Below are 16124 nucleotides of genomic sequence, written 5' to 3' on the forward strand. Positions count from 1 at the left end.
TGGTTGCATTGACACGCAATCTAGATTCAGGTTCTCCGCTCAACAAAGCGTGCAGAGCTAAGGATTCTCGGTAAGGGGCTGTCTGATGAGCGTTTTTCGTCAATCGTGGTTCATGAGACTCTTAGGGCGATCACCTCTGAAATTAGAGCTTTCAGACGAGGGCCTTTTCCTGGAGCCAGGAAAAGGCGTTGTTCGTCGCGTCCCCTGGGAAGCCTTTTCTTCTTCTCCGGTTGTCAGAAAAGGGCTTTTTTTCTCAAGACTCGAATTCACAGCCAATAATCAGAAAGAGAGCATTAGCTGGCTCAGCAAAGCCTCTACCAGAGCGCTTAGAGAAAGCCTCTGTAGCCGACTCCTTGAGTTGCATGGCGTGCGTGCAACGGCAGCTCTCCAACGAATCCACGATCTCGTCGAAAAAGCAGGCTATCTTCGATCAACCCATGCAGCAGCAATAGCCCGCTTTGCAGAGTCCCAAAGACATCGCTTGATCCTTCCCCCTGAAGATATCGATTTCCCTGAAAATTTAGTTCATCCCTATAAGAGGCTCCGGCAATGGGCCGAGTCGGACCCGGTTCTCATCGAGCACACGAGAGACAATTTCTTGCGCGATGAACTCACCAGATTCCGGGATTTATTTGACGCTGTTGAATCCAATCCTCTTACGGAGAAGCAAAGGGAAGCTTGCGTCATCGATGAGGATAACAATCTGGTTCTTGCTGGTGCCGGGACGGGCAAAACCAGCACTATGATTGGACGAACCGCCTATCTTTTGGAGAGTAGACGAGCCCAGGATAGCGATATTTTAATGCTGGCCTTTGGACGCAGGGCAGCGGAGGAAATGGAAGAACGGGTCGCAGCAAAAATTCCAGGGGCCAAGGTGAAAGCCGCCACCTTTCACTCCCTCGGCTTGAAAATTATCGGCGAAGTCGAGGGCGGGAAACCTCAGATAAGTAAACTATCTGAAGATGAAAATTTGCTGGCAAAAACTGTCGATGATTGGCTCCAATCGCTCTTAGAGGATAAAGGCTATCAGGAGAAGGTGGTACGCTACTTTTCCGACTATCTCTACCCCGAAAAGAACTGTTTCGACTTCGCTGATGAAGGCGAATATTTCGAATACATTCGGGCCAACAAAATCTATTCTCTGAAAGGCGAAAACGTCAAAAGCCTTGAAGAGGCACTCATTGCGAACTGGCTGTTTCGAATGGGCGTCGAATATCAGTACGAATCGCCTTACAGGGCAGCGCCAACTCGGACACCCGACTTTCGGTCCTATCTTCCGGACTTTTACCTGCCTGACTACGATATCTATCTTGAGCACTTTGGAATAGGACGCGATGGTTCCACAGCTCCCTATATTGATGCCGAGCTTTACCTGGAGGGGATCCGCTGGAAACGCGAATTACACAAAGAGCATCAGACAACGCTCGTTGAAACCTTTTCTTACGAGAGAAGTGAAGGGTGCCTACTGAGTGAACTTGAACGGAAGCTCTCCGTATTGGGTGTGAAATTTGAGCCTCTGCCCAATGAGGCGATTCTCAACACGCTCAGGGAAAGAGGGGTGATCAATGAATTTTCTCGTCTCATGAGCCAGTTGGTAGGAGCGTTTAAAGGTAGCCACGAAACATGGGAGGAGGTGAGAGCACGCGCCAGCCGCACACCAAACCCAGCTCAGTTTCACGCGGCTATGGACCTTCTGAAACCTATTGTGGATCAATACAATACCTATCTTGAATCAAATCAATGCATTGATTTCAACGACATGATCGGTCGAGCAATTCATTATGTCGAATCGGGACGCTTTACGCCCGCGTGGCGTTATATTTTGGTGGATGAGTTCCAAGATATATCACGGCCACGAGCGAGACTGGTAAAAGCGCTAAGGGATAAAACCAAAAACTGTACCGTGTTCTGCGTTGGTGATGATTGGCAGGCGATTTATCGATTTACGGGCAGCGACGTAACACTGACAACAGGGTTCGAAAAGGAGTTTGGTTCCACTAGAACGACATCATTGGACAAAACCTTCCGGTTTAACAATCGAATTTGCGACGTCGCGTCAAAATTTGTCATGAAAAATCCGGCACAGGTCAAAAAGGAGCTGAGGACCCACAAAATTGTTTCCCAAAACGCGGTGTCGATACTCCGACGGGGACAAGCTGAGCGCGGACGAGATTCAGAACTGGACGAGGTGTGTCAAGCAATCTCGGATCAGGTGGAGAGTAAAGCAAAAGTTTATATTCTGGGGAGATTCTGGTTTCGACTACCTGATAGCTCTGCCGTCCGAGGACTTGAGCGAAAATTTCCCAAGCTGAGCATCGAACGTTTAACCTTTCATGCGTCCAAAGGGAAAGAGGCAGACTTTGTGATCGTAGTAGGGCTCGATAAGGGCCATTACGGTTTTCCCTCCACCAAAGAGACGCACCCATTGCTGAATGCATTGCTGCCGCCCGACGAGCCATATGATTTCGCAGAAGAACGCAGACTCTTTTACGTAGCATTGACGCGAGCCCGTCACCGAGCCTATCTGATCACCGATATGAGCGTCGCCTCAGTCTTTATTAAGGAACTTCTAAACGAGAATTATCTGGTAGAGACCGCTGAGTTCTCAACCTCTCTCAATCAAATCCATGCAACCGAATTGTCTTGCTCTCTCTGCAAATCAGGGACGATGGTGCCACGAAGTTCTTCCAGCTCTGCGTTCTTTGGCTGCTCAAACTACCCGCACTGCTCGAATACAGAACCTGGTTGCACTTCATGTGGAAGTGCCATGAAAAAACAGGGTGGTTTCAAAATTTGTATCAATGACGCCTGCGGTTCGTGGGTGCCACTCTGTTCAACCTGTGGTGCCCCAATGAAGAAACGCCATGGCCGGTACGGAGACTTTTGGGGATGCAGCAACTATCGGAGTGACGGACCGAGCTGCTCGCATACAGTGAATAGAGTTACCCCACCACGCCTCGATAACGGAACGCGCTCGGCAATTTCTCAACAACGATAAAAAGGAAAAGAGACTTTTGAAGTTTAATGCCAGGAATACCGTGCTCTGCTTTCTCGGTGTGTGCTTAATTTCATTTACACAAGGCGTATACAGCAATTCGGTCGTGAAAAAGTCAGGTTCGGGACTCTGCCATCCTCCCGAAAGTCGCTGGTACGAGCGCACGACGGATTTTCAAGACTTTGATTCAGTGGAGAGCTGCCTTAAGTCGGGAGGCCGGTTACCCAAGGGCCTCTCCGAAACTCTGTTATCTGACCTGGGAAAAGATGAACACGCACCCAATGGAGCTGAAACTTATGCCAGGGAACGTTTCGGGCACGGCTGGTCCGATACTGATAACGACTGCCAAGACAGTCGCGCTGAGGCACTGATTGAAGCTTCGAGCACGCCCGTTATGTTTGATAGTTCCAATGGCTGCCGAGTCGTGAGAGGGCGCTGGGTGAGCCCCTTCACGGGAGAAGTTATCCAAAATTCTTCTTCAATCGATATAGACCATGTTGTTCCACTCCGATGGGCTTGGGATCATGGCGCGCGAGATTGGCCAGATGGGAAAAGAGAGGCCTTTGCGAATGACCCACGCAATCTTTGGCCTGTTGAAGCCCGCTTGAATCGCAGCAAAGGGGCTAGGGGACCAACGGAATGGTTACCACCAACGGGCAAATGCCAGTACATTGCAAGGTTTTTGCGCATCACCAAGCTTTATGGTCTCGATTCCACAGCACCAGGATCGAACAATCAAAAGGAGGAGCTTCGACGTCTTCTTGAACGCGAGTGTTAGTTCAATGCGTCCCTGAATCCACCTCTTGAGATGTCTGCTAGCTTGCTACAGACGGAAAAATCACTTGAAGCTCGACGTTGAGTTCACAGGGAGTTTTCTCGGCTTCGGCCTTGATATGGCAGAGCTTCTTAGGTCGACGGAGCCAGTTATACGTCAAAATTCAAAACGCGTATAACTCCAGTTGAAACGACGGTAAGAACCTCGCTAAAAGGATTTCTTCGGGCTCATCAGTTCGCTTCGAATGCAGTGCGCGGAGTAATCCTCCGTCCTTCTGCGAAACGTACTGGCGATCGGTAACAGCTACAGCTCCAAACCAAATATGCTATGATCGAGGAAAAGTCAACGGCGATAACGGAGAGATGGAAGATGGTTGGTCCAAAGGTTATCTAGTTCAATGGGTTACTGACCCTGACCCAGTATTAGGTCCACCCAGAGTTGGAAAAATCCGGCTTTAGCTGGGTTCACAGTAAAACCGGGACTGGTTGATCTTGGCAACAGCGCATTTGGCGACCGGCTCCGTCCAAAGACTGTGACCATCAAATATCGAGACATCTATAGGCGAAAATGGGTATTCATAGTGAGAAACTTTGTAGGCCACACATTGCGGGTTAACAGTCCGAGCTACTTTTTTTGGCAACGGTTCCGTTTTCGGAAGTACCTCGGCTGAACGTCACTCAAATTCGCGTTAATTACGCGGTTTTTTCGCATCGTAGATCTCCTCGGGCGTCTTCCAAGCCTTTAAGACCTCTAATACATCCGGTATCCGCGCTAATGCGCGAGCCGAACGCAAGCGTTCATGCAGCAGTGCTTTGTCTTCTTCGCTGGAGTGACCAATCGCAGTTTCCAGCTCGTCGAAGAATTCATGGATCCTCTTGAATCGACCCCATTCCGCAATGATCCCTTCGAGCGCTTTTGTGCTTTCGGTTACAGCCTCCTGCCTGATCTTATTGTCTTGTTCTATTCGCCACTTCTCTCGTTGGCGCGCCCATTCTTCTCGCTCTCGGCGAATTTGTTCCGAGGCCACTGCGAACTCTTCAGAAATCTCGGTTGTCGCTTTCCGTAATTCTCGTGCCACAGTTTTCGCGAACCGGCTCAAATCTTGCGCATCTCGAATTGTCCATTCCTTCTGCCAACTGGTTCTGAGATAAGGGCTGTAAGCTCGCAGACGGAATTGCCCAGATGGACGGTCTTGCTTGCTAGGCCAGCGAGACGCCATCCATCGCTGCGACTTTTTCAGGTCAGTGACGGGAACATGTTTGCCGTCCGTGTAAACGACTTCAACTTCGTGACTGTTCTCAATAAGTGTCAGCCCGATGACAACAGATTCGAGGTAGACGAGAGTGGAGCGGCCAGGTGACCAATGGTTAACGTCGTAGCGGTCTTTGCCACCTTGAGGTCGATCATCAACCTGAGGTCTTTGAAACTGCTTGGTCGAGGCCTCAAGCCTGACCGCCCAACCGCGATTTTCAAATTCCTGGAACAACGTATTTGCGATACACAGTGCCCTATCAAGCTTCTGTTCTGAGGTGATGATATCCACCAGGTTCCACTTGAACGGTTTCAAATATCCGTTGCCGGTCTCACGGCCCCGAAGAAACAGATCCTTCGCACTTCTTATGAGTGGATGGGGTGACCCATCACGAATTGGGCTACGGCGCTTGGTTCGACGATTGTGCGATTTGAGTGGCTTTGGCTTAACAACGTTTTTCGTGGGATCGATGATTCCAGAGCGGCACCAGACCAGATCGTGATCGGGTGTGGGCGCAGGGAGAGGAAAAACCGGAACTTTGTGACCCGCAGCCAACTTACTCCAGTAGCCTCGCTCAGGTCGCGGGACATTAAGGCTTGTGCAGACGCGAGCCAAATAGCTCGAGGACACACCATATTTTTTCCCGAGCGAAGTCATGGGCTCCCGCCAAACCTGCTCATACAGGGTTTCGCGACTCACGTCCTCTTTACTCACCTGTGTCACCATCTCAGAGTTTTGCTGGAATTCCTTTGATTTTCAGAGGCATCGCAGTTCGAGATTCGAATACGTGCGATAGGCATTGCTCCCATGCTTTGGACACCTGAGCGCAAGCTCGTGACTAAATGCCAATATGTTCAGTTCGGGCTCTGGTATCCAGGTGCTAAAAAGGCATTCTTCACACCGTATAGCGCAAGAGGGTCTTTCAAACAGAGCATATACTCTGGACCGGTTAGGCTGCGGTCGGGTGAGCAATCCACTTGCCAGTGTCGCAGTATGTAGCCCGCATTAGCAGCTCGAACTCTCACGTGTTTCACGCCATTCGTCATTCCGAAGTCACGCTCAATAATATCCGGTGATTTCTGCGCTGGGTGAGGAATGAGGTCTATATCTACAATTCGGTTCCACTGATCATCAGCTGGCATAGTCTCGTGACGCTCAATCTTCGAATTCTCAACAACTTTAGTCCCCTCCATCCGCGTAAACACGAAATCTCGGAACTCTCCTGATTTTCTATCGAAAGCCCGAGCGTGCCAGCGCAATCCGTCATTCACCATGGCGAATGGCACTATTTCTCGCTGAGAAAGGCCGCTTGTATGGGAATGGTACCTGAGTGAAATGACTTGTCGCCTATGCATTCCTCGGGTGACGGGGGCTAGCACGTCCAGATCAGGCTTATTCAGCGCGGTTGGTAGTTCGCAACGGATCAGTGCCTCACCAGCTGGATTCGCGCCATCTCCGAATCCCTGTGACAACGCAGTCAATACGCGCTCTGGGATATGAGGAAAGCCTGGCTTGAAGAGGGGGCCCGTCACATAGGATTTTTCCCGTCCATCAAAACTGATGTTTTTGGGAAAGAGGTCACGATAAAGGCCGAAATCCCTGGTTGCCATGGCAGGGGCTATACCGAAGCGCTTCATTAGATCTTGGCGACCGATGTCCCCAAGAAAATAAAGGCGAAGGTCTATGTACGAGAGTCGCTCAAGCTGCTTCTGCGTCAACTCTGAGAGTGCATCGGACTGAGGTTCATTCGTCGAATTTTCCATGTAGACATTCTGCCACGTTCCCCGTGGCAGTGAAATCGTTTTTTTATCGCTTGCCATCATCATTATGATTATGTAAGGTGATCAATAGTTGATCAATGCTTAAGAGAGGGCGGTGATGCGACCTTACAGAGTTTTATCAATCGATGGCGGTGGCATTCGAGGCATATACAGTGCGGTGCTTTTGGATGGCCTCGCCAAACGGATAGCAGATGCCAATGGTGCCCCGAAAGAAAGGCTGGATGTTGGAAAAGCTTTTGACCTGGTGGTAGGCACCAGTACTGGTGCGCTGTTATCTACAGCCCTTGCCTCGGGGGTGGCATTAGAAGACGTCATAAAGCTCTATAAAGAGCAGGCCGTCCGAATCTTCTCAAATCCTACGCCGCCAAGTAATCCAAAGATGAAGTTTTACAAGTGGATAGGTAGGTGTCTCCGCAAACCTGCAAATGGCTCAAACGCACTCGAAGAAGCATTGCTCAGCGTACTTGGGAACGAAACCGTCGCTGAGATGTACCAGAGGCGAGGAATCTCACTCTGTATTCCCTCCATCAATGCAGAAACCCACCAGGCATGGGTTTGGAAGACACCGCATGACAATCGCGAGCATCGACTACAACGAGACAACGATTACCGGTTGGTCGATGTTTGCATGTCCTCTGCGGCTGCGCCACTGATCCTTCCAATTCATGGAGTGGAAAAACCTAAGGACGCCGCAGGACATGTTAACTGGTTTGTGGATGGCGGACTCTGGGCCAACAATCCAATTATGGTGGCATTGGTTGAGGCATTGAGCTTCGCGCCGGAAGACGCCCCGATTGAAATTATCTCTGTCAGCACTTGCCCACCATTCAAAGCGCCAAGGGTCGATTCGACCTCTTGTAATCGCGGATTAATGGGTTGGTCTGGCGGTATTGGCATGATGGAAATGGCTCTAGATTCTCAATCCGGTGCATACGACTACATGGCGAAAGCCCTATCCACCAGTTTGGCGGGCAGGGTGAAATATGTCCGTCTCTCAGACCCTCCTGTTAGCACGGAAATTGCCAGCGAATTGAGGATGGATAACCCGTCCGAGAAAAATATCAGCGCCCTAGTAGGGCTTGCCCATCAAGCAATCGACCTGAATATCAGTGAAGCAACCACAGGAGATAAGAGTAAGGCACTCTGCGCACAGGTTTTTTCAAATTTGCAGGCAGTTGCGGGTTAGAAGAACCCGTTTTAGACGCCGGTAATCCGAGTGAGGTGACTGAATATGTTCGACAGCTCAAACCAGATATCGAAGTACCACAACGACCAGGTCAACCTACCGAAAGCTGAGCGGGACAAGATGCGTTCGCGTCGCGACGCGAATCGGAAACGACTGAAGAAGGGGTTGGCTAAAAATCAGAAGCCTTCACCCGTTGGTTGTCATTCCCAGGGTTCTTACGCCATGTGGACCATGGTACAGGACGCAAACTGCGACTTTGACATCGACGATGGCGTGTATTTTGAAAAGGCTGATCTCGTTGGTCGCAATGGAGGAGTGATGACTGCCCTTCAGGTACGCCAGATGGTCTGCGATGCTTTGGGGACAGAAAATAATTTTTCCCGCCCGCCAGAGCTTCTCAAAAACTGTGTCCGCGTTTATTACAAGGAAGGGCACCATGTGGATGTGCCCGCCTACCGCCGCATCGCGACCGAAGACTTCTTGAGCGGAGAGACGACCTATGAATATGAGCTAGCCAGTGCTGACTGGAAAAGTTCAGATCCACGAGCGGTTACCCGATGGTTCACTCAGGTAAATCAAGAGATGAGTCCAGACCCTAGTTCGAACGGTGGGCAGTTCCGTCGGGTCGTTCGTTTGCTGAAGAAATTTGCTCGCAGCAGGCCATCATGGAAGTCCAGTATGGCCTCGGGGTTTATGCTCACCAAATTAGCGCAGGAAGAGTTCCGGGCCTCGGATGGGCGGGACGATAATGCGTTGCGTAACACGATGAAGGCAATTTCGAACCGCTTGTCCTTCAATGAAACCGTCAATCATCCGGTTCTTTCAGGGGAAACCCTGACAAACGATAATGATGGACGTCCGGCCTTCCTAAAAAAATGTCTCGATGAAAATCTGGCGCACCTTTCCGTTCTCGATGACCAGGGCTGTACTCACAAGGAAGCAATGAAGGCCTGGGATAAGGTTTTCAAATCAGACTGGTTCATCCATCAACCCGAATCGGGGGAGGCTGTTAAAAAGGCGTCCGTTTTCGGGGTTCCAACGGAGGCAGTGGATAAGCGCGGTGGTGGGCGGTTCGCCTGAGATGCCCTATGAATCCCATTGAGAAGCGGCATACAACGGCAATATCCGAAATTGATGAGTGGCTTCAAGGATTGGAGCTGCCCGTCGAACGTCTCGCTCAATCGGAGCTATCTCGCTTAGGCTTTGGTCGGTTCAGCGAGGGCTGGTCCATGCCGGTACCGATTGATGGTGGCGGCTCAATGCTCCTATTGCTCGACAGTCGTTTTCCATATTCCGTTCCTCGAATCGCCGTTTTAGAACGCGATGACATTTTGATTTGGCCTCATGTCGAGCACAACGGACTCCTCTGCATCGCAGGTGACAACGCAAACGTTGCGACATGTCAGCCACTTGAGATAGTTCGGAACACCCTGTGCGAGGCTGAAACCCTGCTTCAACAAAACGAGCGCGGGGAACTCGAAGATGACTATTTGATCGATTTTCATGCATATTGGCGCAGGAACATCGATGCATCAGAATCCACGATTTATTCGATTACCGACCACCTGGATCAGAGTCGAATCGTCAGTGCCTGGCATGGACAGAGCGGGTACTGGGTAGGAGAGACACCGGGTGACCTTCTGGGCTGGTTCAAGAACCGAAATGGAGAGCCCCCAGAGGGAAAAACGAAACCAGCTGGGTTAATAAAGTTAATTCGCCTACCCGAGCCTGCGGAATACCCATCGACGGTCGTGCAACTCCGTCATATGCTCGCTCATTTATCCCATGGTGGCCTGAGCGTTCTTGATCGGCTGCTACAGCAGGAGCCACAGCGCGTGGTTGTGTTGCTAGAAGGTTTAACGGCAACAGATGAGATAGTCACTGCTGGCCTAATCATCCAGAGGGCGAGTAACCCCCGAAGCAACTCCAACCGTGTGAGAAAACCTCTTTCAAAAGGGTTCCGACCTGGCCGTGTTCCAGGGAATATTTTGGCCATTCGGTATAGCTTAAGGCGGGCACAGGTCACGGCATTGGATTCCAGTCGTACTCGTATGGATCCGTCTATCAGTTCCGTAATTGCCTCGAAAAAAGTGGCCATTATTGGCTGCGGGTCCGTGGGTTCCTCAGTGGCGCGAATACTCGTCCAAAGTGGCGTAAACAATTTGGTCTTGGTCGACCCGGAGTTACTTGGGTGGGAAAATATAGGAAGGCATGAGCTTGGCGCTCAATATGTCGGAGATCGTAAAGCAAGAGGCTTAGAGAAGCACCTTCGCAGGCGCTTTCCCCACGTAAAAGACATTCGCTCAGTGAACAAAGATCTCATTGGTGCGATTTCTGAGGATTCGCGGTTATTCGAGGGCTGTGATCTCATCATATCAGCGACAGCCGACTGGAATTCTGAAAGCGCCCTGAACGACTTGCAGATCGAGGGTGAGATTCATTGCCCGATCATCTACTCTTGGCTCGAAGAAAAAGCAGCTGCTGCCCACGCTCTTGTCGTTTTTAGGGAGAACCGTGGTTGCTTTGCATGTGGGTTTGGGTCAACGGGAAAAGCCAACGTGCCCGTCACCCGATGGCCCGAGGCTAAGGCAGACCTCCAATGTGGCGGAGGTGTCAGTGTTTATGGGAGCGCGGAACTCGCCAATGGTCACGCGCTCACAGCCTCCTTGTCGATTGATGTCTTGACGAATAAGGTCTCGGAAACAACAAGGCGAGCATGGATTTCGGGGGAAGACGCTCTTTTTCGGTATGGTGGTTCCTTGAATCAAGACTGGCTCGCAGCGCACGGTGCGCCAGAGAAGTTTGGACAGATAGTTGAAACCAATTGGGACGCAAATGGGGGATGTGTCAGTTGTCTGAAGAGAAAAGGATGATCTACCGATTCAAAATCGATAACACCTTCCTGACCGTCGAATTATCCGATTCGGTCCTGGCCCACTTCAACAAACATGCGCAACACACAGACGAGTCCCCTGAGGCTGGAGGACAATTGTTTGCAAATATTGCCAAGGACGGAAGTCACTGGGTCGTTACAAGTGCCACCGGGCCAAGACCCAGTGATAAGCGGTCACGGTTTCTCTTTAAACCTGATAGGCGAATTGAGCGACGTGAAATACACGCAGAGTTTGTACGAGGTAACCATTACGTAGGAGATTGGCACACACACCCGCAGCGGTCTCCGCAGCCCTCTGCAAGCGACACCCTGAGCATGGCAGAAATATTTGAAAAGTCGATCCATCAGCTGCCAGGGGTTTTAATGATTATTGTTGGTATTCATCCACCGCCCGAAGGAATCTGGATCTCGTTGCACAACAGTAGGGAAGCGGCGCTACCACTGAGCGAGCAAAGACGTTAGGGGTGTCAGATCTCTGATATGTAAACTGAAATGTGGACAGAATGATGAAGATCGGTTATGCCAGAGAAGGGTATCATATTATAAGTATTGAAGATCAACTTGATTATATATCACAATCAAAATGCCAAAACTACTTTTTAGATAAAACGACTCTTGACTTAGAAAATCGTGACGAAATTTGGAAGTGTATTGATTACTTGAGCAGCGGCTCCACACTATACGTTTACAGCTTAAGCATTCTATCCACATCGATTTCCAATTTAGAAACAACTTTAAATAGCTTAATCTCAAAAAATATATCATTGGCCGTAAAGGATGCAGGTTTATTCTCGAATAAAGACCTAAAACGATTGGCTGAAAATTTGAAACTGTTTTGTAGGTTCGAGCGACACTTACTCAGTGAACGAACATCAATCGGAATAAGGAAAGCTAGGGTTGTCTCTGAATCAAGGGGCCGAAAGCCAAAGATAACCTTAGATGATGCAAGAGCAGCTCGGAAGCTCCTTCTACAGGGAGCAAAATCCAAAGCTGAGCTTGCAAGCTATTTTCAAGTGCACAGAGCCACACTTAATGCTGCTATCAAAAGGTTGGAACGTTATGAGGAAGCAAAAGAGTTCAGCGATAATGATGCCGAAAAGCTCTGATTTATATAACAAAAGGAAATTACAATTCCGCATACAGGCCGGTTTAGCACTCGCAAACAATGGATCAGTTGGAGTATAATGTTAATCCTTTTTTAACGCGTCTATTTTAAGAATCTATTTTTAGACTGAAGTTCGATTGGAGAGTGAGTTGACAAAAAATATCGACATCCTTCCAGATATTAAGCCTCAAACACCAATTAGTGTTTTTAAACGTGATGATTTTTTCTCGGTGGAGGAAATCTTTTCAATTGAAAAGGTTGCTGCTTTAGTCGGCATGTCAGAAGGATTTTGTAAAAAAGTCTGTGGCCGAAAGAGATTTCTCAATGCGGCAGATGTTTTAGACCTTCTCGATCAAGATGCATTTTCCGAAACCTTTGTACCGCGCAGCAAGATACTTGACTATCTCCTGAAAACAGTACAGGAGGAAAATTTCTACGAAGAACCTCCGCTAAAAGTTGTGCCCGAAAAACATCAGCTCTATCGAGCTAACGCTAAAGATCTTATCAAGAAACTCCCCTTGAATAGTATCCAGTGCGTGGTTACATCAACCCCTTATTGGGGAATGCGAATCTACAAAGAGGCGAGCGCTGTTCAATGGGCGGATGGCGAGTATTGTCCGTTTGGTCACGAACAGACCCCGGAAGGTTTTATTCGGCACACAATTGAAATTCTTTATCTTCTGAAGGCGCTTCTTAAAGAGAAAGGTTCGATCTGGTGGAATATTATGGATACATTCAATACCAGGACACAAATCCGAGGAAATGCCGCTGAGGCTTTAGCCGCAATGAAGGGAAACGATAAAAGATCATGGTCGGAGCACGACTGTCGTCGTTACAGCGCTGGACACTCCTATCTAAAAGATGGCGAGCAATGTCATATACCCACTGCTATAGCACAACGTGCTGCGAGAATTGGGTTTTACGTCAAATCACTTATTACTTGGTCCAAGGTAAGTACTACTCCTGAGCCGCAAAACTCAAGGGTAAGTAGAAGTCTTGAGTACATTATACACCTAAGTAAACACCGCACGCCGACGTTTTCAAAAGATATTTATAGAAGCTTGCCTTCGACCATGGGAGGCCGCAACAATGGTTGGGAGACCGACAAACTATCAGATGTGTGGACTCTCCAAACCTCAAGCGGTAGGGACGGTCACGGAGCACAATTTCCCGTGTCGCTTCCAGCCCGTTGCATTGCTCTGACTACCACTGAGAATGACTTCGTTCTGGACCCCTTTGTCGGTTCAGGTAATTCTGGAGTGGCGGCTCGTGCACTCGATCGTTCTTTTATTGGCGTCGATATTAGCCAAGAGTATTTAGATATTGCAGAACGCAAAATATCAATGGCAGAAAAGGTTCAATTCGAAGATTTGACTAAGCAAATTTCTGAATCACCGAACCTAGAAATGCCTCTGTGATCATAAGGTTTCCCAACGGGATGTAAATTTCTCGAACAACAATCCCTGACGGAGTCATATATTCTTTAACTTTGACTTCGTCGGATTCCATATTTGGCGATATCAGAAGGCCGCTTCCTAGCTTGTAATTATTTAGGTATGCTTGAAGCTGATAATGATCGGAAGAAGTTGGTGTTTTATATTTGGCGTCAATTAATAGAACCAATTTGTTTTCCTGAAATATCATAATATCAGGATTCAACTCAAAACTTCCGTCGGTGTACAGGCTAACTTTGCTTCCGGAGGAACTCGAAACTACATATCCCTGTTCTTTAAAGATATTTATGAACGTACTTCTCAAATATTTCTCAAAAATATCGGCTGTATTTATTAAAAAGCTATCTGACTCTTTTTTCGAGCTTCCATCAATACTTATTCCGTCGCTACCTAAAATTATCCTGGCCAACATCAAAGCTTGCCGATAATACCCCCTTGCTCCCCCATACCTTTCTCCAGACAATCCCTGATCAACGTGATTGAGGTCTGCTCTGACATTTTTTGAACGAGGGAATTTCGATAGCCATTTCTGCAATATCTGTAAGTAAAGTGACTGGTTCGTTTGCGACTTCAAAGTCCTTAACGCTATTGCCACTGCTTCTGAAATAATCCTGTTTTCCGGTATGTCTACGGTCTTCTGTTTTGTAGTCCCACAAACCGGATCCTCAGCTCTTCGCGCAATGTTAAAAGAGGTTTTTATTGCATCGATGGTACCATTGAGATAAGTTCCACTGTATTTTTTACTCACTCTTCCTTGTATTGCGCTTTTCCGCATTATTTCTTCTGTGGAGCTTATAAATCTACGAATTACGACAGCGGATAACGTTTCATCTGAATCATGCCCAACCTCAACAAATTCATCGCGCCCCAGTTCATTGAGAGGGTAATATCCTTCTGCTCGGAAGAGCATCTTTAAAAAATTTGCTTGCCCAACCTTCGGCAGGATTTGCAAAGTATCTCCATTTTTGAGGGGAAGGGCACCAATCAATCCCTGAGATTCAATGCCAATCACTGTCCCACGAATATGAAGTGATAGCCCTTTAGGCAACGGCGATGGCAATTCAGAGCTTTGTATACCCGGGAGCCAGCCTATTTCGCCTTCTTTGATGATTCTAATCATGGCTAGAGAACAGATTGTCTACCAAGTTGTCTATATTAGAAAGTTCGTTTGTGCGAAGTTCGCCTAAAAAATTCATCAATACGGGACGTATCCTATATTTATAATGAAAAATTATATCAGGACCTGACGCTTCCTCTGGCAAAGTCGAAAAGTAACCGTGTCCCAGGGGATAAATGGGCTGAATTTCAGAAAATAGCTGCATTATCTTTTCTTGAATTTCACTATTGAGATTTTTATTCCTCAAAATTCCAGCTAGGCTTTCAGCTTTTGGTGGGCATTCGATACTAGCCACTCGCCCCATTAGTGCGTCGTCAACTTCCTCTGTTGATTTATCAATAGTATTCATTGTCATGAAAATTACTACGTCTTCTGGAATAAAAAATGGCTTTTTACTCCTTAACAAAACCGCATTTTCTTGTCCTCTGTATTTATTTTCCAATAATAAAAATATTTCGCCAATTGCTTGTGAAATATTAGTTCTATTAATCTCTTCGAGAATGATATATTTCTTACCATTTTCAATGGCCTCTTTGAGCGGACCGTCGACCCAATCCCATTTCCCGTCCCCATCAGGCTTAAAACCTTCGATTAAATGATCGTATCCCCATCCGTCATGTATCTGTATTGTAACTCTATCGGTAGAATTTCTTGGAGCCAAATTATCAACCAGGAAAGTTTTTCCGGTCCTGGGAGGACCAAAAAGAAGAATGTTTTTCTCTCCCTTTGCGATCAACTCCTTCACTTCGCTTTCCGGATCAAAACGCATCCATGCCGGGAGTTCTAGATCAGATACCATGCTCTTAACTCTCCTCTGATAGTCCTGAGTTTCTTCTTGAAATACTGTTTGGGTCGGCTTGGCATCGCCATTCAAAAAAGGTGTGCATACGCTAAAGATATCATCATCACTCAATGGCGTTGCCTGAAAAGCCAATGGTAGATCGAAATCGGAAAAAACTAATTTTGACTCGGCTTCTGATAAGTTTAAATCGCGACAAAAGCGTTCAATAATAAATTTTTTCGGCTCCGGCTCATCCGGTATGCTGGCTTGGCGACAATACCAAACTGCCATCGGCAATAAAGGAACTCTTAGACTCTGGCCGTCCGAAGACGCAAAACCTGACTGATCGTGACCTAAACCGAGGGGATAGGTGCGCTTCGTACCTACCAGGAGCCGTCCATCTGCTGATTTCGTGACATTAAGGAAACTGGTGGGGTCACAAGTTACTACTGAACCACTCGAACACCAACGCTCTATATTGGTCTGGACGATGCTCCTAGCAGCATCGCTCTTCATGCTCGCATAGCGCTTGGTATGGGCAAAAGGAATAAAGAATGATCCGTCTGGCGATCCACACGAGAAAAGTTCGGTCAGAGCTGGGGTGGAGTTCGAGGTGGTTATCTCAACCGGGGCCGCATCTGTTTCCAAGCCCATGTGTTTTAATACCAACCATAGCTTCAAAAAATGACTGGCGGTACCTTGAGTAGCGTGAAGGGCGTTCTCTAGGGTTTCGCGATTGATAAACATGTTTGTTCCAACAGTCAGGGAAAAGGCTAACGGGCAGG

12 protein-coding genes are annotated in these 16124 nt (G+C 48.1%); 8 read left to right on the plus strand and 4 right to left on the minus strand.

What is annotated here, in order from left to right:
- The first annotated feature begins 85 nt into the window (after window positions 1-85).
- Window positions 86-2998 carry a UvrD-helicase domain-containing protein gene (locus tag J3362_RS06635; RefSeq protein WP_349518740.1) on the plus strand — a complete coding sequence of 971 codons (2913 nt, stop codon included), beginning with the start codon at window positions 86-88 and terminating at the stop codon, window positions 2996-2998.
- Between the two features lie 187 nt (window positions 2999-3185).
- Window positions 3186-3773 (plus strand): HNH endonuclease family protein, encoded by a 588-nt coding sequence (locus J3362_RS06640; protein ID WP_502882421.1) that lies wholly within the window; start codon window positions 3186-3188, stop codon window positions 3771-3773.
- A 685-nt stretch (window positions 3774-4458) separates the two neighbouring features.
- Here the strand turns inward: J3362_RS06640 and J3362_RS06645 are convergent.
- A complete protein-coding gene (locus J3362_RS06645) occupies window positions 4459-5736 on the minus strand; it encodes a hypothetical protein (RefSeq protein ID WP_349518741.1) in 1278 nt (425 codons plus the stop codon).
- A 140-nt stretch (window positions 5737-5876) separates the two neighbouring features.
- Entirely contained in the window at window positions 5877-6785 is a 909-nt protein-coding gene (locus J3362_RS06650) for a helix-turn-helix transcriptional regulator (RefSeq protein ID WP_349518742.1), read from the minus strand.
- 115 nt (window positions 6786-6900) lie between these two features.
- Between J3362_RS06650 and J3362_RS06655 the strand changes: the two genes are divergently transcribed.
- From J3362_RS06655 to J3362_RS06680, 6 genes are all read left to right on the plus strand, one after another.
- On the plus strand, window positions 6901-7989 hold the full coding sequence (locus J3362_RS06655; RefSeq protein ID WP_349518743.1) for a CBASS cGAMP-activated phospholipase: 1089 nt from the start codon (window positions 6901-6903) through the stop codon (window positions 7987-7989).
- 45 nt (window positions 7990-8034) lie between these two features.
- Entirely contained in the window at window positions 8035-9069 is a 1035-nt protein-coding gene (locus J3362_RS06660; RefSeq protein ID WP_349518744.1) for a cyclic GMP-AMP synthase DncV-like nucleotidyltransferase, read from the plus strand.
- Between the two features lie 8 nt (window positions 9070-9077).
- Window positions 9078-10862 carry a ThiF family adenylyltransferase gene (locus J3362_RS06665; RefSeq protein ID WP_349518746.1) on the plus strand — a complete coding sequence of 595 codons (1785 nt, stop codon included), beginning with the start codon at window positions 9078-9080 and terminating at the stop codon, window positions 10860-10862.
- Window positions 10859-11344 carry a Mov34/MPN/PAD-1 family protein gene (locus tag J3362_RS06670; RefSeq protein WP_349518747.1) on the plus strand — a complete coding sequence of 162 codons (486 nt, stop codon included), beginning with the start codon at window positions 10859-10861 and terminating at the stop codon, window positions 11342-11344. Before J3362_RS06665 ends, J3362_RS06670 begins: the two co-directional genes overlap by 4 nt.
- A 41-nt stretch (window positions 11345-11385) precedes the next feature.
- Complete coding sequence (locus J3362_RS06675) at window positions 11386-11988, plus strand: recombinase family protein (RefSeq protein ID WP_349518749.1); 603 nt, start codon at window positions 11386-11388, stop codon at window positions 11986-11988.
- A 148-nt stretch (window positions 11989-12136) separates the two neighbouring features.
- The gene (locus J3362_RS06680; protein ID WP_349518750.1) at window positions 12137-13405 is read left to right on the plus strand and encodes a DNA-methyltransferase; all 1269 of its coding nucleotides are present in this window, start codon (window positions 12137-12139) and stop codon (window positions 13403-13405) included.
- Here J3362_RS06680 and J3362_RS06685 read toward each other — a convergent pair.
- A complete protein-coding gene (locus J3362_RS06685; RefSeq protein WP_349518752.1) occupies window positions 13362-14561 on the minus strand; it encodes a 5-methylcytosine restriction system specificity protein McrC in 1200 nt (399 codons plus the stop codon). The genes J3362_RS06680 and J3362_RS06685 overlap by 44 nt on opposite strands.
- Window positions 14554-16086, minus strand: coding sequence for an AAA family ATPase (locus J3362_RS06690; protein ID WP_349518753.1), 1533 nt, complete (start codon window positions 16084-16086; stop codon window positions 14554-14556). Before J3362_RS06690 ends, J3362_RS06685 begins: the two co-directional genes overlap by 8 nt.
- Window positions 16087-16124: the final 38 nt, after the last annotated feature.

The organism is Marinobacter sp. NFXS11 (assembly GCF_040148675.1).
In the GTDB taxonomy this organism is placed as follows: domain Bacteria; phylum Pseudomonadota; class Gammaproteobacteria; order Pseudomonadales; family Oleiphilaceae; genus Marinobacter.

Excerpts from the sequence above, each read along its gene's own strand:
- J3362_RS06655 (WP_349518743.1), top strand. The coding sequence starts at position 6,901 with ATGCGACCTTACAGAGTTTTATCAATCGATGGCGGTGGCATTCGAGGC.
- J3362_RS06670 (WP_349518747.1), top strand. The coding sequence starts at position 10,859 with ATGATCTACCGATTCAAAATCGATAACACCTTCCTGACCGTCGAATTA.
- J3362_RS06660 (WP_349518744.1), top strand. The coding sequence starts at position 8,035 with ATGTTCGACAGCTCAAACCAGATATCGAAGTACCACAACGACCAGGTC.
- J3362_RS06675 (WP_349518749.1), top strand. The coding sequence starts at position 11,386 with ATGATGAAGATCGGTTATGCCAGAGAAGGGTATCATATTATAAGTATT.
- J3362_RS06635 (WP_349518740.1), top strand. The coding sequence starts at position 86 with ATGAGCGTTTTTCGTCAATCGTGGTTCATGAGACTCTTAGGGCGATCA.
- J3362_RS06690 (WP_349518753.1), bottom strand. The coding sequence starts at position 16,086 with ATGTTTATCAATCGCGAAACCCTAGAGAACGCCCTTCACGCTACTCAA.
- J3362_RS06665 (WP_349518746.1), top strand. The coding sequence starts at position 9,078 with ATGAATCCCATTGAGAAGCGGCATACAACGGCAATATCCGAAATTGAT.
- J3362_RS06685 (WP_349518752.1), bottom strand. The coding sequence starts at position 14,561 with ATGATTAGAATCATCAAAGAAGGCGAAATAGGCTGGCTCCCGGGTATA.
- J3362_RS06650 (WP_349518742.1), bottom strand. The coding sequence starts at position 6,785 with ATGGAAAATTCGACGAATGAACCTCAGTCCGATGCACTCTCAGAGTTG.